The organism is Marinoscillum sp. 108, assembly GCF_902506655.1.
GTDB lineage: Bacteria > Bacteroidota > Bacteroidia > Cytophagales > Cyclobacteriaceae > Marinoscillum > Marinoscillum luteum.
Genome location: NZ_LR734808.1, coordinates 2,973,985 through 2,996,939, shown reverse-complemented (window position 1 = coordinate 2,996,939; position 22,955 = coordinate 2,973,985). Strand labels below are relative to the sequence as shown.

Genomic DNA, 22,955 nt, shown 5'->3' with positions numbered 1-22,955 from the left:
GTCAAAAAGACTGCAGTTGGGTGAGTTGTTGGTATAGACCGGATGTCGCCCTCAACTGATCATGAGTTCCTCGTTCCGTGATCCGCCCTTTGTTAATAACGAGAATCTCGTCAGCATGTTGAATGGTGCTTAGTCTATGAGCAATCACCAGCGTGGTACGATCTTTCATCAACGTAAACAAAGCTTGCTGCACCTGCTCTTCAGATTGGGCATCCAATGATGAGGTGGCTTCATCCAAAATAAGTATCGGTGGGTCTTGCAGGATGGCCCGGGCTATGGTCAGCCGCTGTCTTTCTCCACCCGAGAGCTTATTGCCCATTTCTCCTATGATGGTCTCATACCCCTGTGGGAGTTTTTCAATAAATGCATCTGCGTTGGCAGCTTTCGCAGCTTTTTGGATTTGGGCGAAGGAGACTTCCTTCCGACCAAACGTGATGTTATTGGCAATGGTGTCATGGAAAAGAAGCGGCTGTTGTGAAACCAGCCCGATTAATCCTCTCCACTGGTTCAGTGCAAGTGATCTCAGGTCCACGCCATCTACTGTGATACTGCCATGAGTAGGGTCATAAAACCGGCACAAAAGATCCGCTATGGTGGATTTACCTCCGCCTGAAGGGCCCACCAATGCAACGATTTTGCCTTTTGGGATGGTCATGTTTAGCTGTGTAATGACTTCTTGCTCTTCATAAGCAAAACTCACGCCCTCAAAAACAATGTCACGATCGAGCGTGAGGATCGGGCGGGTGTCATTGGATTCTATAATCTCCGGACGACTATCCACCAGATCAAAGACACGGCTTGCTGAAATAATGCCTCTGTTGATCTCACTGAAAACAACCGAAATGGCTTTTGCAGGAACAAGCACTTGTGAGAAAATAACCAAAAACCCAATGAACTCTGCAGGGCTCAACTCCGGTACAGGTGAAAGCACCATCTTTCCCCCGATGATCAACACCACACTGAGCACTGCTACGCCCATCACCTCTGATATGGGAGAGGCCAGGTTAGCCTTCTTAGAGATATTGAAAGACTGGGCTGCATATGCTTTCACTTCTTTGACAAATCGTTGGCGGATGTATGACTGGACAGCAAGCGCCTTAATAATTCTAATTCCGGTGATGGTTTCGTCCAGCGTACTATTCATCTGACCCAAAGACTCCTGCGTTTGCCTGGCCCATTTGCGAATTCTACGGGCGACTACCGATACGGCCATTCCGGCCAGAGGCACCAGTGTGAGGGTATATAGGGTAAGTTCGGCTGAAATAGTAAAAAGTACTGCGAAATAGCCAATGATGAGGAAGGGCTCTTTGACCATGATTTTGAGTGCGCTGACCGCAGACTGCTCCACCTCCTGCACATCCGAACTAACCCTTGAAATAAGATCTCCTTTTTTTCGTGACGAGAAAAAGCCCACATCCGAATTGGTGATGGCCAAAAAGGCTGCATTTCTCAGGTTTTGAATCACCCTTACTCTCACCCTGGCCAGAATAAGTTGGGACAGGTACCGAAAAAGGTTGGCCAGCAATACCGAAGCCACCATGAGTAAACAAATGTAATAAAGAGCTGAAAACCTGCCACTGGTGGCTACAGTTTCATGGAGGTGATAATAGAATAGATTTTTGAGGTAACCAATGGTCCAGGAAAACGATGGCTGGACCACCATCTGGCCGCTCTCCACTTCGTTAAAAAGAACCTGCAATAAAGGAATGAGCGCGGTGAGGTTGATCACACTGAATACCGTAGCCAGTGAGATCAGCACCAGATATTGCGGTACCACCAGCCCCAACGGACGCGCATAACCCAGTATTCTCCAGAAAATACGCATTAGAAAAGGTAACTTCTAGACGGGAAATTCCACCTAAAGGTGGTGGCCACTATGGTAGTCTCCTGCTTATCCATATCTGAAGTCTCTCTGCGCCAGATAAGGTCCAGGTCCAACAGCATGTTGTGATAGATCTGGTACGAAACTTTGGCCTGCCCCATTAATAGTCTGGTATCTACGCCCTGGTACATCTGGTTGTCATAATCACCCGGTCTGCTGGCAGGGAGGTAAGTCTTCAGGACATCTCTTCCATAATTCAGGTTTCCCTGATCATCGCCATACCGCGCAGTGAGCAGGTCTCCCTGCACTTTAAGTTTTGGCAAAGGGCGAAAGTTCAGAGAGAATAACACCTCCTGAAAATTGGCGCCCAAGGGATGCGCCAGAGCCATGTTATAATGACTGTACGAAGTAAAGTTGGTCTCGTGACCATATACATACGGCCTCACACGGTTGAGCTCCACCTGCCCATTGAGGTCTTCTATCCCAAAAACATCAAAATACTTGGCCCCAAGTTGAAAACCCTGCTTGTTGCCCCACCAGCCACTTTTGCTGAAAGCTTCACCAAGGATGAGTTCGTCCACCACAAGCTGGCCATACAATGAGATGCACTGCCAAAGGTTCCATTTAAAATCCAGCCCCAATAGCACATTGTCTGAGCTACCATCCTGCTGTTCCAGAGCCCTGTAGAATATGAGCGGGTTTAGATAGTCTAATTTTAGTGTGCCGGATGAGTCCCCATAAATGACCGACTCGAAAAGTCCCACCGTGAGGTTGGGTGCGGCATTGATGCTCAGATGGTGGCTGGCCAGGTGTTTTTTCGAAAAAGAGCCAATCCCATCCAGCCCATAAGTACCGCCAGTGGTCTCCCCTATGAGCTGCGCAAAAATATTGGTGTATTGGACCTTCCACACTCGGGTGTTAATTCTCAGGTATGGATAGTTGTTGCCCACATCTGAGAGAATGAGCGATCTGCGACCATCCCCTATGAAGTGCTTTCCGTATCCAAACTGGGCGCTTATGTGCTTCGATACATTAAAGTCTATATAAGCCTGAGCCCTCAAAAAATCCACTCCTGTATTGTTATATGCCTTCCAAAACCCTTCATAGGGTACCGCCAGCGTAGAGTCAGTCACCTGCTGTACATAGTTTGGATACCGGGCCTGGTTTTCTGTGAGCAAAGTGTAAAAGCTTACTTTGTTGTCGACTCTCCCTCTGAGTTCCAGTCCACGATAGTTCTCAAAAATCGGCTTATCAAAGCGAGAATCGGTCTCTCTCCCCAATCCCAAGACTATCACGGGGTTTACATGCAGATCAAAATCCTCCTGACCAACCGAGAAGACATCCGCCGGGTATTGGAAAAAGCGACCAAAAAGGGGCTTTTCGTTTTCTTCAACACTGTCTTGATATGCTCTGGTCTCCCGCTCCAGATATGCTTTATCCCAAACATCCGCACGGGAACTCCCCGCGGCTCCTGCTTCAATGCTCTCCGCAAAATATCTCCTCGAAATGGGCTTTAATGTGGTGAAAACGCTCTTTTCAGCCTTCACATCCCACTCGTCCAATATGTGATAGGCAGGTGCATTTAAGGGGATATCGGTACTCTGGGCACCTAAGTAACTGATGCTCAGGGTTAGTAAAACAGAAATGGTATATCTCACGTGGTAAAAATATTAAAAAAGTAGCTTTTGATTCTCGTGGAATTTACTCTATCTTTGCAATCCTTTTTAAGAAAAGCATCAGAAAAGAATTATGAAAAAGGACATCCATCCAGAATACAAAGAAGTAGTCTTTTTAGATACCACTAGTGAATTCAAATTCATCACAAGGTCTACAATGACTAGTAACGAAACCATCAAATGGGAAGACGGAAACGAATACCCATTGGTGAAGATAGAGGTTAGTTCTGCTTCTCACCCGTTTTACACAGGTAAGAAAATCTTCTTGGATACTGCCGGTAGAGTTGAGAAATTCAATAAGAAGTACAAGAAAAGCAAGTAATTTCTTATAGACATAAGTAATTGAAGTCTTCGGGCATTTGTCCTGAAGACTTTTTTATTTTTGCCCCTATGAGCATACTTTTTGCTGAGCACCCGGAAGCCCATCAGCAGCTTCTTCCTCTTACCTATACCCGACCCATCGCTGATTTGCGCGTGGGAATCCTTACCATCGCTGAAAAATGGGCCAGAAGACTCGATGCTGCACCCTTTGGGTTTGAAACCCTCCCCTATCTTCAAGAGAAATTTACCACGCTGACCGCTGAGGAGAATACCCTCTGGATTGTTAACGGCCTTTTGCCCGATGACTCCCTCATACAAGCCGTCAAAACATTGAAACCTGGCCAGGTGCTCCGGCACGGAGAGCACCCCCTTGCAGCTCGGGGCAAACACAATCCCCTTTTACATACCGACTATCAGCCGGTTTCCTTTGAGGAATCTTATGACCAGATTTCCTATACCTGGCACATCTTTCAGCTCAATGGAGCAGAGATCAGAAAAGATTTTGAACTCATCACCAAAGGAAGAACGAGCCAGCCCATCACAGATGCGCATACCATGACTTACGGGTCAGATATCTTTCTGGAGGAAGGTGCCCAGGTCCGAGCGGCTATTCTCAATGCAGAAAATGGCCCTATTTACCTGGGTCGAAACAGTGAGGTACAGGAAGGGGCTATCATTCGGGGACCTTTTGGAATGGGGGAAGGCAGCATAGTGGCCATGGGCAGCAAACTGCGGGGGGATACCTCCGCCGGACCCCAGTGCAAAATGGGCGGTGAAATTTCCAACAGCGTCTTCTGGGGCCGAAGCAATAAAGGGCATGACGGCTTTCTTGGCAACTCCGTGCTGGGTGAGTGGTGTAATCTGGGAGCTGCCACCAACAACTCCAACCTCAAAAATAACTATGATCCTGTGCGCATGTGGGACTTTGCCTCCGGGCGGTTCGTTCACACTGACCTCCAGTTTTGTGGGTTGATCATGGGTGACCACAGTAAAACGGCCATTGGCACCCTATTCAACACCGGCACTACAGTAGGTGTAGCGGCCAACATTTTTGGTGAGGGGTTCCCGCGTAACATCATCCCTTCTTTCTCCTGGGGCGGAGCAAAAGGTTTTGTGACCCACCAGCCACGCAAAGCTTTCATCACTGCGCAAGTGGTAATGAAAAGAAGAAATTTAGAACTAACCGAACAGGATAAAAACATCCTAAATCATATCTTTGAGGCCTCTGCTCAGTATCGGGTTTGGGAAAAAAATTAATTGCATATGCGGTTTGCGGATATCCCGGGTTTGGAAAGTTTGAAAGAGTCACTCGTGGCCTCCTACAAAAACAATCACATTGCGCACGCCCAGCTTTTCAATGGTCCGGTGGGCGGCGGTGGCCTCTCCATGGCATTGGCCTTTGCTTCCTACCTCCTATGTGAAAATAAGCAGGAGCAGGATGCCTGTGGGGCATGTCCCAACTGCCACAAAATGGAGCGGCTGATTCACCCGGATGTTCATTATATCTACCCCAAACCTTCGGCATCCAAGGCCACAGAATATGACAAACTGCAAAGCGACACCCTGAAAAAATGGCGAACCTTTGCACACGAGCAACCCTACGGGGACATTGAGGACTGGGTCACCTATAATGGGTATGAGAATAAAAACGTCCTCATTTCTAAAGAAGACAGCCGCAATATCATCAAGACAGTGAGCATGAAGTCTTTTGAGGGGGACTTTAAGATCCTGATCATCTGGTATCCGGAATACATGCACCCGGCAGCTGCCAATGGCATCCTGAAGGTACTGGAAGAGCCTCCCACCCAAACGATCTATCTACTGGTGAGCTACGCTTACGATACATTGCTCGCCACCATCAAATCCCGAACGCAGATTTTTAATGTAGCCCCTTTTCAGGAGTCAGTCATTGCTGAGCACCTCATCAGCCAGCGTGGAGCAGACCCGCAGGTGGCCGAGAAGATCGCCCGCCTGGCATCCGGCAGTATGGGCAAGGCTTTCTATGAGCTGGAGCACGCCGGCTCCATCGCCTACGAATCATTCAGAAACTGGATGCAAATCTGTCTGAAAGGAGACTACACAGCCATGGTCCAAAATACGGAATCGTTTCTGCAAAGCTCCAAGCCTCAGCAGCGAAATCAGCTGGAGTTTGCCATCGCGCTGATCAGAGATGCCATCCTATCCAAAGCCGACAATGACCAGCTCCTCCAGCGCGAGGGAGCCGAAGGGGAGTTCATTAAAAAATTTGGAGGCTTTGCCACGCTAGAAGTTTTAGAAAACATCTATATAAACATTAGCAACAGCCTCAACCATTTGCAGAGAAACGCAAGTCCGCGCATTACGTATATGAACCTTTCATTGCAATGCAGTAAACTGCTTAGGTCCTAGTGAAAACAAAAAAAACCATTGGAAGAGCGGATATAGTGGATTTTCCTGATCTTGGAATTGAAGGGGTAAAAGCCAAAATTGATACCGGAGCATTTACTTCCTCTATTCATTGTAAAAAAATTTCGGTGAAAGAGGGTGTGCTTAGTTTTCATGTATCCATTGATCAGGATGGCACCACCATCAGCAAGCGGTTCGAAACCACAGACTATACACAAAAGAAGATCAGAAGCTCCAACGGAGTAGCTCAGCTGAGATATGTAATCAAAACAAAAATTGTTCTTTTCGGCAAGGCCTATCCTGCGCAGTTTTCACTCACCGACAGGAGCCGCATGAAAAACCCCGTACTACTCGGAAGAAAGCTTTTGAAAGGTCGCTTTCTCGTAGATGTATCCGAAAAAAACCTTTCCTTTGACTTAAAGAAAACTCAAAAATGAAATTAGCGATACTTTCCAGAAAATCGGATCTGTATTCCACCCGCAGACTGAAGGAAGCTGGAGAAGAAAGAGGTCACGAAGTACACGTCATCGACCATTTGCAGTGTGACATCATGATCGAGCAAAATGCACTGGCCATGTATTATCAGGGGCAGAAGCTCACCGATTATGATGCCGTCATCCCCCGAATTGGAGCGTCAGTCACCTTTTACGGAACCGCCGTGCTCCGTCAGTTCGAAATGATGGATGTCTTCAGTGCGAACCGGTCGATAGCGATCACGCGCTCTAGAGACAAACTCCGGAGCCTGCAAATGCTCGCTGCGGCGGGGTTAGATCTGCCAAAGACCGCCTTTACCAACTACTCCAAAGAAGAGAAACAAATCATCCAAAACCTGGGAGGAGCGCCTCTCATCGTCAAGTTGCTGGAAGGCACGCAGGGTCTTGGTGTGGTACTGGCCGAAACCATCAAAGCCGCCAAGTCAGTGATTGAGGCCTTTCATGGTCTCAAAGCTCGTATTATCGTTCAGGAATTTATCAAAGAAGCCAAAGCTTCGGATATCCGGGCATTTATCGTAGATGGGGAGGTTGTAGGGGCCATGAAGCGCACCGGCAAAGAAGGAGAATTCAGGTCCAACCTCCACAGAGGTGGGTCAGCCGAGCTCATCCGACTGAAAAGGTCTGAAAAAGCCGCCGCCATCAAAGCTGCGGCTGCTATGGGGCTTCACATAGCCGGAGTAGATATGCTCCAGTCTGATAGAGGACCGCTTATTCTGGAAGTGAATAGCTCTCCCGGTCTGGAAGGAATTGAAACCGCCACAGAAAAGGACATTGCCGGCAAAATCATAGAGTTTGTGGAGCGCAACTATCAAAACAAACGCGGAAGAAAGAAAAACGCCTAGTGGAAATCATCAGGATAGGAACCCGAAAAAGTAAGCTTGCCCTCTGGCAGGCAGAATATGTGGCCCGACAACTACAGCAGGCCGGGCACCCCACAGAGCTGGTACTTCGAGAAACCAAAGGTGACAAAGTACTGGATGTCTCCATTGCCAAAATAGGGAGCAAGGGTGTTTTTACAGAAGAGCTGGAAGAGCAGCTCGCATCAGGAGAAGTGGACATAGCTGTACACAGTGCGAAGGACATGCAGTCCCGATTGCCGGCAGGATTTGAGATCATCGCGTTCAGTGAGCGCGAAAAGATCAACGACGTGATTGTCTCCGAAAAACCCATTGACCTAAAGAACGAGCAACTCATTTTGGGTACCTCCTCCACCCGCAGGGTAGCCCTTTTCAGGCATTTTTATCCAAATGTGCAAACTGTGGATGTCCGGGGAAATCTCCAGACCCGACTGGAAAAAATGAGAGCAGGGCTCTGTGATGGACTTGTGCTGGCCTATGCCGGAGTGCACAGAATGGGTTACGACCCTATGATCAGGCATGAACTGTCTCAGGATGAATTTATACCGGCAGTGGGTCAGGGCAGCATTGCCATAGAGGCCCATTCATCTCTTTCGGCGGAGAAAAAGGAAGCCATCCGATCTGTCCTCAACCATCAGCCAACTGAAAGCCGGTTGTTGGCAGAACGAGCTTATCTGGCACGACTGGAGGGCGGGTGTAGCATCCCCGTATTTGCTCTGGCCAACTGGGCAGGTGACGAACTGGTCATCTCAGGGGGCATTGTAAGTCTGGATGGCGGTCAGAGAATTGTGAAAACCCTCCGCGGGGCCAACCCCATGACTCTGGGCAATCAGCTCGCCGAAGAAATCCTAAAAGCCGGAGGAGATAAAATTCTCGCGGAAATACGTAAACAACTTTGATTTTTTATCTTTGAAACTGATCTAAACTCCCGATTATGAAAAAATTACTTCTGGCGTTCGTTGTTCTGGCCATAGCACTTTCTGCCTGTGACAAAAACAAAGATTACCTGATTACCATTCATACAGAATATGGCGATATGAAGGCCATTCTCTACGACGAGACACCCTTGCACAAGAAAAACTTTATTGAACTCGCCAAAGCCGGAAGGTATGACAGCACCATTTGGCACCGGGTCATCGAAGGTTTTATGATTCAGGGAGGAGACGTACAAACCAAAGAGGGCATCAGAGAAACCGAAGACCAGCGGATTCCTGCTGAAATAGTGAAAGGCTTCCAACATACCAAAGGGGCCATAGCAGCGGCTCGCCAAGGAGACCAGGTGAACCCAAAGAAAATGTCCTCCAGCTCGCAGTTTTACATCGTGGATGGTCGTAAATACTCTGAGGCGGAGCTCACCACCGATCAGATGAAACTCAACCAGGGTGTGAGCCAAATGCTTCGCGACGATCAATATGATAGCCTCCGACAGCTATTTACAGAGCTGCAGCTAAAAGGTGATTTCGAAGGAATGAATCAACTTGCGCTGGACTGCAAAGACTATGTGTCCAAAGAATTGGGGATCAGTATGGACAGAGATGTAGACCCTGAAACAGTCGCCACCTATACGGTCACAGATGGTGCACCACACCTGGACAACGAATACACCATTTTCGGTCGGGTGGTAGAAGGCCTGGAAGTAATAGACAAAATAGCCGCAGTGAAAACCGCCCGTGGCGACAAACCCGAAAAAGACACCTATCTGACCATAGAACTGGAGATGGTGCCCAAAAAAGAGATCACCAAAAAATACGGGTACGAATACCCGAAAGAAAAATAACATGCGCGTGCTCATCACCGGTGCCAATGGACTCCTGGGCCAGAAACTCGTGAGTCTATTATCCGGCATGCATGAAATCACCACGATAGCTACCGGGCGGGGACCAAATAGAAACCCCGCCGGTAGCTATTCTTATTTATCAGCAGACCTCACCCACCCAGAGGAAGTCAATCAACTCATCAGAGACTCCCGGCCAGATGTCCTCATTCATTGTGGAGCCATGACCCAGGTGGATGAATGTGAGCTCCACCCAGACCAGTGCTGGCAAGCCAACGTGAACGCCACAGAATACCTGCTGGCCGCTGCCAAAACTGTCAACGCCTATTTCCTATACGTTTCTACGGATTTCGTCTTTGATGGTGAAAATGGCCCTTACGAGGAAAATGACCTTCCCAACCCCATCAGCCACTATGGCCGTAGTAAGCTGGAAGCTGAATCGCTGGTTTTGAACAGTGGTTTGAAGGCTTCAATCGTGCGGACGGTTCTGGTCTATGGTGTGGCACATGACCCGAGCAGGTCCAATATTGTGTTGTGGGTCAAAAACAGCCTTGAACAGCATAAACCCATCCAGGTTGTGAATGACCAGTGGCGCACGCCCACGCTGGCCGAGGATTTGGCTTTCGGTTGCTGGTTAGTAGCCAAAAACCGACATCAGGGAATCTTTCACCTTTCCGGAGAAGAGATGGTCTCTCCCTATTCTCTGGCCATCATGGTGGCTGATTGCTTTCAGCTGGACCGATCGCTGATCAGTGCAGTGGATGCCTCTACTTTTACCCAGCCCGGCAAGCGCCCACCCAGAACAGGCTTTATCATTGAAAAGGCAAAAGGCATGGGCTTTCGTCCCAAATCAATTGCTGAAGGTCTGGCCATTGTCGAAAGTCAGCTTTCCTGACTGCTGATAATACTCACTTTTCGATTCAAAATTCTTACCTTTTGTCCAGTTTAAGCAACGCCACTCGTCTAAACCGAAAACGCTCATGAAAAACCTACTCTTTTCTTCCCTTTTCTTTCTCTCCTTTCTGGCCTATGGCCAAAGCACTCCGAATTTCTCCTGGCTCACCGGTACCTGGACGGGCCCGGGATTTGGTGGCACCTTCGAAGAAGTATGGTCAGACCCAGCCGAGGATGGAACCATAATGGGTATGTTTCGCCATTTTGGGGAGGACGGCACAGTCAGCTTTTATGAGTTTTGGGTACTGGATAGCACCGGCATGAAACTCCGACATTTCAATGAAGATTTTACCGGGTGGGAGACCCGTGAAGAATATGTTTCTTTCGAAAAGGTGGAATTCTCCCCTGGTAAAGTGATCTTGAAGGGGCTGACTTACGAACAAACCGGGCCCGATAAAATGGTCATTTCTCTGAAACTCACGCATGAGGGCGTGACCAGAACGGAAGTTTTCAATATGACGAGAAATCAATAAGATCCGGCGCGGGTAGCGGCGATTGCTGAGAAAGTGCGCAAAGACCGTGAAGGTATTGCGAACTTTCTTAAATTTGATAGACGCCATAATCAATCGCCAGTGAAATATTTGAAATTCAGCAATGGAGATGAAATGCCCATGATCGGGCTTGGAACTGCCGGTATCCCTGCCGATCAGGCTTACGATGTAATTCGGAAAGCCATCCAAATCGGGTATCGACATTTTGATTGCGCTCCTATCTATAAAAATCAGGCTGAAATAGGTCAGGCACTCCATGATGCCATGGCAGATGGAGAAGTGACCCGCGAAGAGCTCTGGGTTACCTCCAAACTCTGGAATTCGGACCATCGGTACAACGACGTGGAGCCCGCCTGTGAAAAAACACTGGCAGAATTACAACTGGACTATCTGGACCTATACCTGATCCACTGGCCGGTGGCCAGCGAAAGAGGGGTGGAGTACCCACAAGCCGAGGAAGATTATCTGGCTGAAGAAGAAGCCCCCCTGGAAGATACCTGGACAGGGATGGAAGACTGCCAGGATTCTGAGCTCGCCAAACACATCGGCGTAAGTAATTTCAACATTGAAAAACTCAAGCTGGTACTGGAGGACTGTATGATGCCTCCGGAGGTTAATCAATGCGAACTGCACCCGTACCTCCCCCAGCAGACACTTTATGACTATTGCAGGAGTAATAAAATCCATATGGTGGCCTATGCCCCGCTGGGTTCTCCGGGCAGGCCTGAAAATCAGACCCTGGACAATGAGCCCTTTCTCCTTACTGAGCCTGCCATTACAGAAATTGCGCAAAAACAGGGCTGCACGGAAGCACAAGCACTCCTCGCTTATGGCATTAAGCGCAAGACAGCCGTAATCCCGCGATCCACCAACCCAGACAGACTCAAAGAAAACCTTGAGTCCATCAATTTCTCTGTGGACCGGGAAGACCTTCGATCACTCATCGTACTCACCAAATACCGGTATTTCAAAGGGGAAGAATATACCATCCACGGCTCGCCATACAAGCTCACGGACATCTGGGAATACTAACAAGCGATGACTGTTAACCCCCATGCATAATACGGTAAAGATTCCAACTGAAGAAAAAGCATTCAGGGACCTCTTTGAGGAATATTATGCCCCCTTGGTGCTATTCGCCTTCAATTATGTAAAAGATCAGGATGAAGCCGAAGAAATGGTGCAAGAAGTAATGACCAATGTGTGGATCAAAGCCGAAACCATAACAATCACCAGTTCTGTGAAGTCCTACCTGTATGGCTGTGTCCGAAATGCCTGCCTGAATCATCTCAAACATCAAAAAATAGTTAACCAGTATCAAACTCATCAACTGGCGACTGCACCGGCATCCTTCGATGAGACCCCGCTCGAGCTGGAAGAATTGCAGGAGAAGCTCAGGACAGCACTGGACAAAATCCCAGCCAGGTGTCGTGAGGTCTTCGAGCTCAACCGGTTTGAGGGCCTCCGGTATAAAGAAATCGCAGCTCAACTGAACCTCTCCCTCAAGACGGTGGAGAATCAAATGGGAAAAGCTCTCAAAATCCTACGCGAAGAGCTGGGCGATTATCTGTATTTGATCATTTGGAGTAGCAGTGGCATGGGGGTAATTTTTGAATTAATTGTCAGATAAGCAGACATGGAGAAAAAACAACCATATCATCCCGATCACGAAGCGCTGGCCCGGTACTTCTCTGAGGAAATCAGTGCCGAAGAGCGGCGGACCATTGAGGAATGGCGTGACTCCTCTCCTGAACATTTAGACTCCTTTGTGACCTACCAAACCATTTGGGCAGATCTGGGAACACTCTCAGGCGCCAGGGATCTTACCATCGATACCAGCATGGCCTGGCAGAAAGTGAAAGCCAAAAAAGTGGAACACGACAACCATAACAATGTTACCATACAATGGTGGTGGAAGGTGGCCGCTGCACTGGTCCTCATCTCGAGTATGGCATTTCTCTACCAGAGCCTCTTCTCGCAAACCGAAGAAATCACTTACTCTGCCAAACAGATAGAGACCCTTCGACTTCCTGACGGATCGGACATTACCCTAAATGCCAACGCCACACTCACCTATCCTGAGCACATGGATAAGTCACGAGTATTGACTCTGGAGGGAGAGGCGTTTTTTGAGGTAACTCATAACCCCAAAAACCCATTTGTGATTACCACCGGTGGTGCCACGATCACGGTATTGGGTACCTCTTTCAATGTAAAATCGATGAGTGATCGGGTAGAAGTGCAGGTAGAGACCGGTCGGGTATCCTTAGCGAGTCCGGGACAGGAGGCCCTCCTCATAGCTGGAATGAAAGGTGTTTACCTGACCAAGGATCAACAAATCTCCAGTGACACCTCTGATCCAACCGGGCAGGGGCTCTTTTGGAAAACCAGGAAACTCACGTTTGAGGGAGAAGCACTCGAAAGTGTGATTCAAACCTTGAAGACGGCTTATGGCATCACCATCACCCTGGAAAATGACTACCTCAACACATGTCGGCTAAATGCCGTTTTTGAAGAGGAAGACCTCCATACCGTCTTACAGGTCATCTCGTTGAGCCTGAATCTGGAGGTGATCGAAACAGAAGATGGATACTTAATCAAAGGAGCCGGGTGCGACATGTAATTTTTCTGCTTGCCTTCATGCTGGTGTTTTCAGCCAGTGGTCAGTCAAACGATGCTGTGTCATTGAATTTGGAAAATGCCTCCTATCAAAGTGTTTTCCAGACATTGACCACCCTTACCGGGAAAAAATTTGCCTACAACAGCGACTTGATCCCAGACAAGCCAGTGAACGTGAAAGCAGAGCAGGAACCTTTGGCCCTGGTTTTAAAAAAAATCCTGGGCAGTGAACTCTCTTATGTGGAGCGGGGCCACTATATCATCATCGTTTCGGCAGAAAAGCCTAAAAAACAGGTTTCCGTTACTACTCAGGGAGAAATTCTGGACGCCGATACACATGAGGAGCTCGCAGAAGTAAGTGTCTATGAAGTGAACCGCCTCACTTCAGCCATGACTGACCATTTTGGCAAGTACACGCTGACAGCCACTGTACCCGACGAAGTGGCATTCATCGCCATCAGCAAAGCCAATTATCAGGACACCGTGATCCAGGTGAGTGCAAAAGATCGTTTCTTCACCGTATTGCTCAAGCCCATAAAAGAAATCCAGCAGCAGAACCCAACTGACACCTTGAAATTGGTACAGTTCTTTGCGCGCAATAAAGTAAGAAAACACGCCAATAACGTAAGCCTGACAGAACGCAGACTAGCACAGGTGTCTCTGACCCCAGGGCTGAGTACCAATGGTTTTATCTCAGGCAAAATCTCAAATGTGGTTTCGTTCAATATCATTGCCGGATATGCGCACTCGCTGCACGGAGTGGAGCTGGGTGGGTTTATCAACATGGAGCGTATGGAAGGTTCCGGTCTCCAGATGGCGGGAGCTATCAACATTGTGGGGAGCCACTTCCACGGCAATCAATGGGCTGGGGCTTCCAACATCACCTTGCAAGACATGGCGGGGTTCCAGGCTGCGGGGTTCTCCAACCATACGAAGAAGGTCGTCGGCTTTCAGATGGCGGGAGTTCTCAATACAGCATCTGAAACTCGTGGGTTACAGATGTCCGGCTTTGCCAACCATACATCGGGCACTTTAAAGGGCATCCAATTAGCTGGTTTTATCAACCGCACCGGCACTTTGAAAGGCATGCAAATCGGGATTGTCAACCTGGTCAAAGAAGTGGAAAGTGGGTTTTCTATCGGGCTGATCAACCTTTTTAAGGACGAACTCCATCAGCTGGAAGCGAGTGCAAACGACATTACGCCGTATAATCTCTCTTTCAAATCAGGGCTTCATCATTTCTACAGCATCATTTCTGCGGGCATAGACCCTCACGCCGGGCAGCTATGGAGCTATGGGTTGGGTTTTGGCACTCAGCGGGCACTCAATCAAGTGCTGCTAGCCTCCACAGAATTGTCCATAAATACACTACAGCCGCTAAACAGTGCCTTTATGGATGGGTTCAACAGTGACCTCCGTTGGGCTCTACGCATCGGAGGCCAGCTCACTAAGAAGATCTCAATCCACGGAGGGCCAGTCCTGCATTACTATTTCTTTGGCAGGCATGGCCAAAACCCGGAGTTCTCCGATCGATTTGGGACCAATACCCTCTATCAAAAAACGGATGGAAATGCCCTTACCAAGGCTTGGGTAGGCTATGAAGCTGCCATTCGGTTTTAATTTTTACACCACGTGGGGGTAAAATCCACTTTGGTTTTCATCAGTGTGTAATCGTCAAAAAACGCACTTATGAAAACTAAATTTTTAATGCTCACTATCCTTTTTCTCATTGTCTCCAATGCCTATAGCCAAACACAGGTGATCCGGGGTAAACTGATTGACACAGATTCCAAGAGCCCGCTGATCGGGGCCACCATCAGAGTACTGGGAAGTGATCCTGTTTTGGGAAATGTAACCGACATCAATGGAGAGTTCAGAATAGACCGGGTGCCGCTCGGAAGAGTAAACCTGATGGTGACCTACATTGGCTACGAAGACCGGGTGATCCCAAACGTGCTGGTAACGGCAGCCAAGGAAGTCATTGTCAATGTATCAATGATCGAGTCGGTGGAAAAGCTGGCAGAAGTAGTGGTCACTGCAGACCGCAACAAGGGAGAAGTCCGCAATGAAATGGCACTGGTAAGCGCACGTTCCTTTTCTGTAGAAGAAACGCAGCGGTATGCAGGGGCCTTTAGTGATCCTGCCCGCATGGTCTCCACCTTCGCTGGTGTGGCCGGTGACGCAGAGGGAGACAATAACATTGTGGTGAGAGGAAACTCCCCAAAAGGGCTACTGTGGAAACTGGAAGGGGTAGAAATCCCAAACCCCAATCATTTTGCAAGCGAAGGCTCTACTGGGGGGCCAGTAAATGCTCTGAATAGCAATATGCTGGACAATTCGGACTTTTACTCCGGAGCATTTGCGCCTGAATATGGCAACGCCCTATCTGGCATAATGGACATTCGCTTCAAAAAGGGTAATAACCAAACAAGAGAATACACGGCAGGAGCCAGCACGCTCGGCCTGGAATTCACAGCTGAGGGCCCCTTCAAAAAAGGCTACAATGGTTCGTACATCGCCAATTATCGATATAGCTCCCTCCAGCTACTTTCAGACCTGGGTATTCTCGATTTTGGGGGAATCCCAAAATACCAGGATGCCTCCTTCAATGTGAACCTGCCCATCAACCGGAAACATACACTGGCGCTATTTGGGCTGGGTGGTAAAAGTAAAATTCAAAGCGAAGAAGAACTGGACAATGGTGATCCGGCATACAAAGGAGAATTCAATTCTGACCTGGGCATTTTGGGTCTCTCCCATGTCTATTTCATATCTGATAAAGCCTACCTGAAAAATATAGCTACCCTCTCCGCTACTAGTCTCTACTCCGTGGATGACCTGGTGGATGATAACAAGGAGTTTTACAATGCTTACAACTCGGATATCTCTAAAACCACTCTAAGAACGGTATCAACCTTCAATTACAAAATCAGTGCTCAGCATAAGGTAGAAACAGGAGTAATATTTAGTGATCTGAGCTATGACGCCACGGCCAATGAATATAACTATGATCATCAGACCCTTGAAAATGTGCTCTCTGACCAGGGAGGGTCGCAAACCATTCAGGCCTTTACCAGCTGGAAATACAGAGTGAATGAAGACTGGACCATCACCTCGGGCATTCATTATCTTTATTTTGACCTCAGCAATGCCCACTCTGTAGAACCACGGGCAGCACTCAAATGGCAAATGACTCCTCGCCAATCATTAAATGCGGGCTACGGTCTTCACAGCAAGGTGGAGAGCATTTCCACCTATCTGGCCAAAACCTCCAATGACCAGGGACAACTGATACAGCCTAATAAAAACCTGACACCCTCCAAAGCACACCATTGGGTGCTGGGCTATGACCTCACCCTCAGCCCGCAAGCGCACCTCAAAGCGGAAGTCTATTATCAGCATCTGTTTGACATTCCAATCGAAAATCTCCCTGCCAGCACTTTTTCATTGCTAAATGCGTCCGACTCCTATATCAACCGCCCGTTGGTCAACGATGGGACAGGAAGGAATTATGGTCTGGAACTCACCTATGAGCGATTCTTTCACCAGGGCCTCTACTACATGGGTACCTTGTCACTGTTCCAGTCGCTCTACACTGCCATGGATGGTGCAGAGCGGTCTACCGCCTACAATGGCAACTACATGGCCAATTTTATTGGAGGAAAAGAGTTCAACATCGGTGGGCCGGAAAAGAACAAAGTATTTTTTGTGAATGCAAAAGTGGCCTTACTGGGAGGTGGCAGATATACTCCTTTGGATCTGGAGCGCTCCCGCGAACAAGGGCATGCGGTGTATCACGAAGACAAACCCTTCTCACAAAAAGGAGATGATGTGTTTTTTGTGAATCTGACCGTGGGAACGAGAAAAAACAAGAAAAACACCACCCGTGAATTCAAAATAGATGTGCAAAACGTGACCAACAACCAGGCGGTGATCAGGGAATACTACCTGGAGCCCACCGGAGAGATAGAACGAGGCACGCAGCTATCACTGATTCCCAACATTGTCTATTCGATCAAGTTCTAACAAAAAAGGGGCTGTGTTGCACAGCCCCTTTAAGTTTCTCCTGGTTTCAGGGATTACCTGCCCCCATCTCCTTTTTTCTTCTTACCAAAAATATCCTTCACTGCATCTTTGGCTTTATCTTTTACCTCCTCCTTGGTCTCTTCGACTTCTTTCTTTACCTCCTCTTTGGCCGCATCCACTTTTTCCTTTACTTCGGTGGTTACCGAATCCTTTTTGGCCTCAAGCTCCTGCTTGATTTCTTCTTTCTTAGCGTCCACCTTTTCTTTGGCCTGCGCCTGCAATGCCGCCTTCACACTGGAGCTGCCTCCACTGGTTCCTGGCTGTGCGCTGAGCAGGTTCACCTTAGGGTCATCATAAGTCCCCTTAATTCCCAGGTTCAGGGTGATGTCTTTTCCAATGGCATTATCCAAGCCGGCGAAAGAAGAAATCGCACTATTAAGCGCCTGACCTACCTGCCCCGAAGGCACATCCATGGACATCAGGTAATCCAGACTTCCGTCCACACCTGTACTACCTCCAACAGTCGCCTTTCTGCCACCAATGGTCAGGTCAAATGGTTCAACATATAAGCGCCCATTTTTTATTTCTGTTGCCAGCAAAACATCTTTCAGTGACACTTCTCCGTCCTGCTGATTCAGCTTGCTCACATTGGACACGGCAGACAATAGCTTCACATCTTTCAGCGTGGCCTGAGCTATTTCCATGAGCCCAGCTCCTTGCATCTCTTCATAAATTGGCATCATATCAGCGCCCAGGCTTCCCCCAATTTTGAAGTCTGTTGAAAACTTACCCGTCATTTTTTCAGCGACCGGAGCCAGTTTCTGCACCGTCACAAACGACTCGAAAGCAGAAGCAATGGACAAGTCTTTGATTTTGAAGTCAAAATCATACAGTGGTTTGTCAAGCGCCATTGCAGATTCGTATGCACCATTCAACTCAAAATAACCATCCAGGAGGTTGAATCCGGCTTTTTCCAGTCGAAGCGCACCGTCTCGTATAATCACCTTTCCACCAAAATCCTTTAGTTCCAGGTTGTCATACTTAATCAGGTCAATTTTTGAAGTCAGCACAAAATCAATATTTTCAGGAATACGCACCATTTCCATAGCCGCCGTATCCACAGTCTCTTCGGTGGTGGTCTCTTCGGTCATCCACTCGTTGGCATCCACCAGCGCTGAGCTAAAGTTCAGTTTGCCATAAAGTTTGGCACTATCGGCAAGGGCATATTGCAAATAGTTGGTAATCTCACCATCCATATTGAGGTCTGTTTTTCCGGCGTTCCCTTTGAAATTGGTCAGGGCAATACGAGCGGGATCAAAGGTCATTCGGGTATTGGCAATGCCAAAGCCCTGTGGCAAATCAGGACTTTCAAAATAAAAGTTATCCATTCCCAAACTGCCCGAAGTAGGCAAGGAAGCATACCGTCCGGCATCCAGATCAGACATCCGTCCCTTGGTACTCAGGTCTGCACTCACGAGTCCTTTCAGGGTCATATCCTCCAGCTTCACTACTTTGGTTAATTTCTCCAGATCCAGGTTGCCTTTCATGTTAAAATCCCAGAAATAATCCTCCAGGTCCTTAAAATACAGATAGGCTGAAACTTCCTCTCCATCCAGCTTCATGTGAAACTTGTCCATGACAAAACTGGTCTCCCGCAAATCCGCTGACGGATAATCAAATTTGGCACTGACCACAATCTCCTCCATTGGGATGGGATACTCCGCATAAGATATTTTACCCTCTGCGATTGCAAAACTGGCAGTAACCTTGGGCATTGACTCCTCATTGTAGACACCCGTAACCGCTCCATTAAAGTTAACAGAGCCGGTTGCAGTTACTCCATCCATATACTCCTGATAAACCCCCGGGATCAGGGATAAGACGCTCAGCAGATTGATGTCCTTCCCTCCATAGGTGATATCCATCTCAATGTCATCACCAGGCATACTCACATAGCCATCAAAACCAAACCCAAAGTCATTCAGACTGGCTTTATTTTCCTTGAAGGTAAACTTCATGTTAGCCAGATCCATCGCCATCACGATATCCGCCACCAATTGTTTGTTGCTAATGTACTCTACCCCATCATAAGTGAGTGAAAATGATTCAACAGTTGTGGAGGTAGACATGTCAAAAACATCCTGAGAAAAATCACCCGAACCACTGTGCTTTAAGCCGCCAATACTGGCCACCATAGGAAGTGTGGCATCATCATAAATCAACTCGGCGTTGGTAATCTCCCAGCCCTGAATCTGAATACTGATGGGTTCAGATGCTATCGACTCCTCCTCGGTGGTCTCATCGGATGGCTTGGCTATGTCATAGTTGGCCGTGCCATCTTCCAGCACAATCACCTTGATGTTAGGATCCACCAGTGACACATTCACAATTTTGATTTGATCCCCACTAATCACGGACATGATGTCCAGGGTAATCCCAAACTCCCCTACAGATACCAGCGTATCCTGCTCGAACGGGGCTAATCCTACGATTCCGAAGTTTCCGACAGTAACGGAAAGGTCCGGAAAACTCTTGAAAAGGGAGAGGCTGAAAGCCTCGGTATCATAAAATATTTTAGCATTTAAGCTATTGTCTAGCTCCTTGTCAATGGCCGCCCGAATGTCATCCTTAAAAATGATGGGAACGGCGATAGCCGTAATCAAAACAAGGCCGATAAGCACGGCAAGAATGATGAGAACTTTTTTCATAATCCGAAAATTTAAATATCACTACCAAATTACGGATTAAACCAATAGATGCCATAGCTGTTCAGAGAATTAACTAATCCTTCACCTGAAGCTGTGAATCGGTATTGGAAAGGCTTACTTCTCGAGCGTAAGGAAAATGTCCTCCATCAACTGAAGGCGGATGAGATCCGTCGTTTTTTCCTTGATCTGATAGACCATGCCGGGGGTGTCTTCATCATTGATCAGAATAAGGGAATCATTACTCACTCTCCATCTCAAAGAATGATCGAGGGTGTCTTTGCTAAAAACGCAACCCTCAAACCCATAGGCCTTGATATTGACCATCTCCGGTCCAAAAATGACCATGCCAGGCATGGTGTAATCCGAAATACCCTCTATCCCTTCGAAAGATGCCGGGTCTGTTTCCCAGGTAGCTGTCCATTCTCCCTCCCATCCAGAAGGTTTTTCACCTCCACCGGAACAAGCTACCAAAAATCCTAAAAGTGTAATTGCCAAAACTCTTTTCATAACGCGCTAAAATAATGCTAAAAATACTTAAGCATCAATTCTATGAGTTTCTTTTTGAAAGAAGTATAGGGTGGGTACACGGTACGTGCCACTGTAAAGCCTACTCTTTGCTTCAATACAGCCTTGCCATGGCTGAAAGCTAAAAATCCGGCCTTGCCATGAGATTTGCCCAGTCCGCTGTTGTTCACCCCACCCATAGGAAGATGCGGATGCCCAAATTGCAACACACTGTCATTGATCACCACCGACCCTGAGCTGGTCTGCTTCAAAACCTTCTCCTTATTGGCCCGGCTCCCACTGTAATGGTAAAGGGCAAGAGGCTTAGGCCGATCGTTGATGTACCGGATCACTTCATCCAGGTCATCATAGGCCATCACGGGTAGTATGGGGCCAAAAATCTCCTCTTGCATCAGGTGCATCTGGTCTGTGACCTGAGTCACTATCGTTGGCTGAATGTACAGGCCACCGGCATCCACATTTCCACCAAACTCAAGGAGGGCACCTTGCTCCAAAGCATCTTTTAAAGCACCGGATAATCGTTCGTGATGTCGTGTATTAATAATGGAAGCATAGTTCTGCTTATCCCGATAGCGCTTTTCCGCCTCTGATCGTAACCCCGCCAACAAGGCCTCCAGTCGGGACCTGTGAACAAAAACATAATCCGGAGCCACGCAGGTCTGGCCAGCATTGGTCCATTTACCCCAGGTGATTTTTCTTGCAGCATCAGCAATGTCAGCGGTTTCATCTACGATGGTTGGTGACTTCCCTCCCAGCTCCAGTGTCACCGAGGTTAGATTTTTTGCCGCGGCAGTCATTACCACCTTTCCTACAGCGGGGCTTCCTGTAAAGAAAATGTGGTCATAGGGAAGGCTTAGTAGCTCAGAAGCCACCGCAGCATCCCCCTCCAGCGTGGCCACCTGATCACTGGGAAAAAGCGATTCGATCATCTCCCTGATTACCCGGTTAGTTGCCGGAGTAAACTCTGACGGCTTGAGCACTACGGTATTACCAGCCGCAATGGACGAAACAACAGGGCCGATGGCCAATAGAATCGGGTAGTTCCAGGGTGAAATGATCAATGAGGTTCCTTTAGGCTCATACTGAACGTAAGCTGAAGTCCCCAGAAAAGAAAGACTTCCATTTATGGGCTCAGGAGACATCCATTTCCGGAGGTTACTTATGGCGTGACGACACTCTGACAGGACCGGGTATACCTCGGTAATGTCCACTTCGGAGGCGGGTTTCGCAAGGTCCTTAAACACTGCATGGTGTATTTGATCACGGTGCTCAAGTATCCATTTTTCCAACTGGTGGAGTTTCCTACGTCGATCTTTCCAATGTCCTGCTCGGTTGAGCAGAGCCGCTTTCTTTTGACTTTCAAAAAGGGCTGTTGCATTCAGGTCACCTGTATTGGGGTTCATGGGCTGTGTCGTTTATTAATAATTTGTTAACCTGTTATCATTTTGTTAACTTTCACGTAACATTAAGGTAAACCTAGGCTAACAACTCCAACCACAGGTGCGACATCATAAGGTTACGAATGAAAAGTTTTATCGGCATATTGTTCATCTTATTTCTGGCATCGGGCATGGCCCATGGTCAGGAAGCGCCGCTGTTTCATTCCTCTTTTGAAGAACAAGCATTCGCCTCAGGTGATCCCATCCAGATTCTGCTTGCCTCCGACGATCAGGTTGATCACAATAAATATAGCGCTTATAGGGATGAAATAGAGCAGCTGGTGCTCAAGCTGAAGAATAAACATCGGGGTGACAAAAGTATCGCCCTGATAGAAAAGGCCTTCTACTACACACACCGAAAAAGTTTAGACTGGTACGAAAACTATGTGACTTTGAGTGACCTGCTCCAGGATGGAAAATACGATTGTCTCACTGGCACGGCTCTTTATGCCATTATTTTATCCGAATTGGGCGTAGACTACTCCATTTATGAGTTTGACTTCCACGTTTTTCTGGTTGCGAGTGTCAATGGGGACAGTGTGCTATTGGAATCCACCGACCCTTACTATGGTTTTGTGAACCGCTCTGACGAAATATCCGAACACATCAACCAGTACCTTACCGGAGAGGTGTCTCCACAAAACTCAAACGTGCCGGTGGGAAGCAATGGCCATCAATATTCCAGTCATATCAATAACAGAATTACCTTGAATGAACTTGCCGGCCTACAATATTTCAACCTGGCCATCAATGCATTCAACCAGGGTGAGGTTGAGTTGGCTTCCAGCCTCCTGAATAAAGCAAATCTCCTCTACCCAAGTCAAAGGATAAAGGAGATTCAAAAAGTCTTTGCAAATCGTTAAG

The 22,955-nt window shown here is 47.9% G+C and carries 20 protein-coding genes; 15 read left to right on the top strand and 5 right to left on the bottom strand.

All coding sequences use genetic code 11. From position 1 onward, the window contains the following. Position 1: 1 nt before the first annotated feature. Entirely contained in the window at positions 2-1,825 is a 1,824-nt protein-coding gene (locus tag GV030_RS11920; RefSeq protein WP_159582537.1) for an ABC transporter ATP-binding protein, read from the bottom strand. Continuing rightward, a complete protein-coding gene (locus GV030_RS11915) occupies positions 1,825-3,480 on the bottom strand; it encodes a hypothetical protein (RefSeq protein WP_159582536.1) in 1,656 nt (551 codons plus the stop codon). Before GV030_RS11915 ends, GV030_RS11920 begins: the two co-directional genes overlap by 1 nt. Positions 3,481-3,571: 91 nt before the next feature. Between GV030_RS11915 and GV030_RS11910 the strand changes: the two genes are divergently transcribed. The 14 genes from GV030_RS11910 (at position 3,572) to GV030_RS11845 (ending at position 17,419) form a co-directional block, all read left to right on the top strand. Further along, positions 3,572-3,820: a type B 50S ribosomal protein L31 gene (locus GV030_RS11910; RefSeq protein ID WP_159582535.1), complete on the top strand. Its 249-nt coding sequence runs from the start codon at positions 3,572-3,574 to the stop codon at positions 3,818-3,820. Positions 3,821-3,888: 68 nt separating this feature from the next. Continuing rightward, on the top strand, positions 3,889-5,076 hold the full coding sequence (locus GV030_RS11905) for a GlmU family protein (RefSeq protein ID WP_159582534.1): 1,188 nt from the start codon (positions 3,889-3,891) through the stop codon (positions 5,074-5,076). Between the two features lie 6 nt (positions 5,077-5,082). Further along, positions 5,083-6,207, top strand: coding sequence for a DNA polymerase III subunit delta (locus GV030_RS11900; protein WP_159582533.1), 1,125 nt, complete (start codon positions 5,083-5,085; stop codon positions 6,205-6,207). Beyond that, positions 6,207-6,641: a RimK/LysX family protein gene (locus GV030_RS11895; RefSeq protein WP_159582532.1), complete on the top strand. Its 435-nt coding sequence runs from the start codon at positions 6,207-6,209 to the stop codon at positions 6,639-6,641. Before GV030_RS11900 ends, GV030_RS11895 begins: the two co-directional genes overlap by 1 nt. After that, entirely contained in the window at positions 6,638-7,540 is a 903-nt protein-coding gene (gene rimK, locus GV030_RS11890) for a 30S ribosomal protein S6--L-glutamate ligase (protein ID WP_159582531.1), read from the top strand. Before GV030_RS11895 ends, rimK begins: the two co-directional genes overlap by 4 nt. Then, the gene (gene hemC, locus GV030_RS11885) at positions 7,540-8,454 is read left to right on the top strand and encodes a hydroxymethylbilane synthase (RefSeq protein ID WP_159582530.1); all 915 of its coding nucleotides are present in this window, start codon (positions 7,540-7,542) and stop codon (positions 8,452-8,454) included. Before rimK ends, hemC begins: the two co-directional genes overlap by 1 nt. Before the next feature lie 35 nt (positions 8,455-8,489). Further along, the gene (locus GV030_RS11880; RefSeq protein WP_159582529.1) at positions 8,490-9,332 is read left to right on the top strand and encodes a peptidylprolyl isomerase; all 843 of its coding nucleotides are present in this window, start codon (positions 8,490-8,492) and stop codon (positions 9,330-9,332) included. Between the two features lies 1 nt (position 9,333). Continuing rightward, the gene (gene rfbD, locus GV030_RS11875; RefSeq protein ID WP_159582528.1) at positions 9,334-10,224 is read left to right on the top strand and encodes a dTDP-4-dehydrorhamnose reductase; all 891 of its coding nucleotides are present in this window, start codon (positions 9,334-9,336) and stop codon (positions 10,222-10,224) included. Between the two features lie 85 nt (positions 10,225-10,309). Further along, entirely contained in the window at positions 10,310-10,756 is a 447-nt protein-coding gene (locus tag GV030_RS11870) for a DUF6265 family protein (protein WP_159582527.1), read from the top strand. 99 nt (positions 10,757-10,855) lie between these two features. Continuing rightward, positions 10,856-11,806 (top strand): aldo/keto reductase, encoded by a 951-nt coding sequence (locus tag GV030_RS11865; protein ID WP_159582526.1) that lies wholly within the window; start codon positions 10,856-10,858, stop codon positions 11,804-11,806. 22 nt (positions 11,807-11,828) lie between these two features. After that, positions 11,829-12,404, top strand: a complete 576-nt coding sequence (locus GV030_RS11860) for an RNA polymerase sigma-70 factor (protein ID WP_159582525.1) — start codon at positions 11,829-11,831, stop codon at positions 12,402-12,404. A 6-nt stretch (positions 12,405-12,410) separates the two neighbouring features. Then, the gene (locus GV030_RS11855; RefSeq protein WP_159582524.1) at positions 12,411-13,397 is read left to right on the top strand and encodes a FecR family protein; all 987 of its coding nucleotides are present in this window, start codon (positions 12,411-12,413) and stop codon (positions 13,395-13,397) included. Beyond that, entirely contained in the window at positions 13,385-15,013 is a 1,629-nt protein-coding gene (locus tag GV030_RS11850; protein WP_159582523.1) for an STN domain-containing protein, read from the top strand. The genes GV030_RS11855 and GV030_RS11850 overlap by 13 nt, the downstream gene beginning before the upstream one ends. Before the next feature lie 69 nt (positions 15,014-15,082). Beyond that, complete coding sequence (locus tag GV030_RS11845) at positions 15,083-17,419, top strand: TonB-dependent receptor (RefSeq protein ID WP_159582522.1); 2,337 nt, start codon at positions 15,083-15,085, stop codon at positions 17,417-17,419. A 53-nt stretch (positions 17,420-17,472) separates the two neighbouring features. Here the strand turns inward: GV030_RS11845 and GV030_RS11840 are convergent, their stop codons facing one another. The 3 genes from GV030_RS11840 to GV030_RS11830 all read right to left on the bottom strand — a co-directional run bounded on the left by GV030_RS11840 (position 17,473) and on the right by GV030_RS11830 (position 22,055). After that, positions 17,473-20,127, bottom strand: a complete 2,655-nt coding sequence (locus GV030_RS11840; RefSeq protein ID WP_159582521.1) for an AsmA-like C-terminal region-containing protein — start codon at positions 20,125-20,127, stop codon at positions 17,473-17,475. A 114-nt stretch (positions 20,128-20,241) separates the two neighbouring features. Then, entirely contained in the window at positions 20,242-20,634 is a 393-nt protein-coding gene (locus GV030_RS11835; protein WP_159582520.1) for a hypothetical protein, read from the bottom strand. Positions 20,635-20,651: 17 nt separating this feature from the next. Beyond that, entirely contained in the window at positions 20,652-22,055 is a 1,404-nt protein-coding gene (locus tag GV030_RS11830) for an aldehyde dehydrogenase family protein (protein ID WP_159582519.1), read from the bottom strand. Between the two features lie 119 nt (positions 22,056-22,174). Between GV030_RS11830 and GV030_RS11825 the strand changes: the two genes are divergently transcribed. Beyond that, positions 22,175-22,954: a hypothetical protein gene (locus GV030_RS11825; RefSeq protein ID WP_159582518.1), complete on the top strand. Its 780-nt coding sequence runs from the start codon at positions 22,175-22,177 to the stop codon at positions 22,952-22,954. Position 22,955 lies beyond the last annotated feature (1 nt).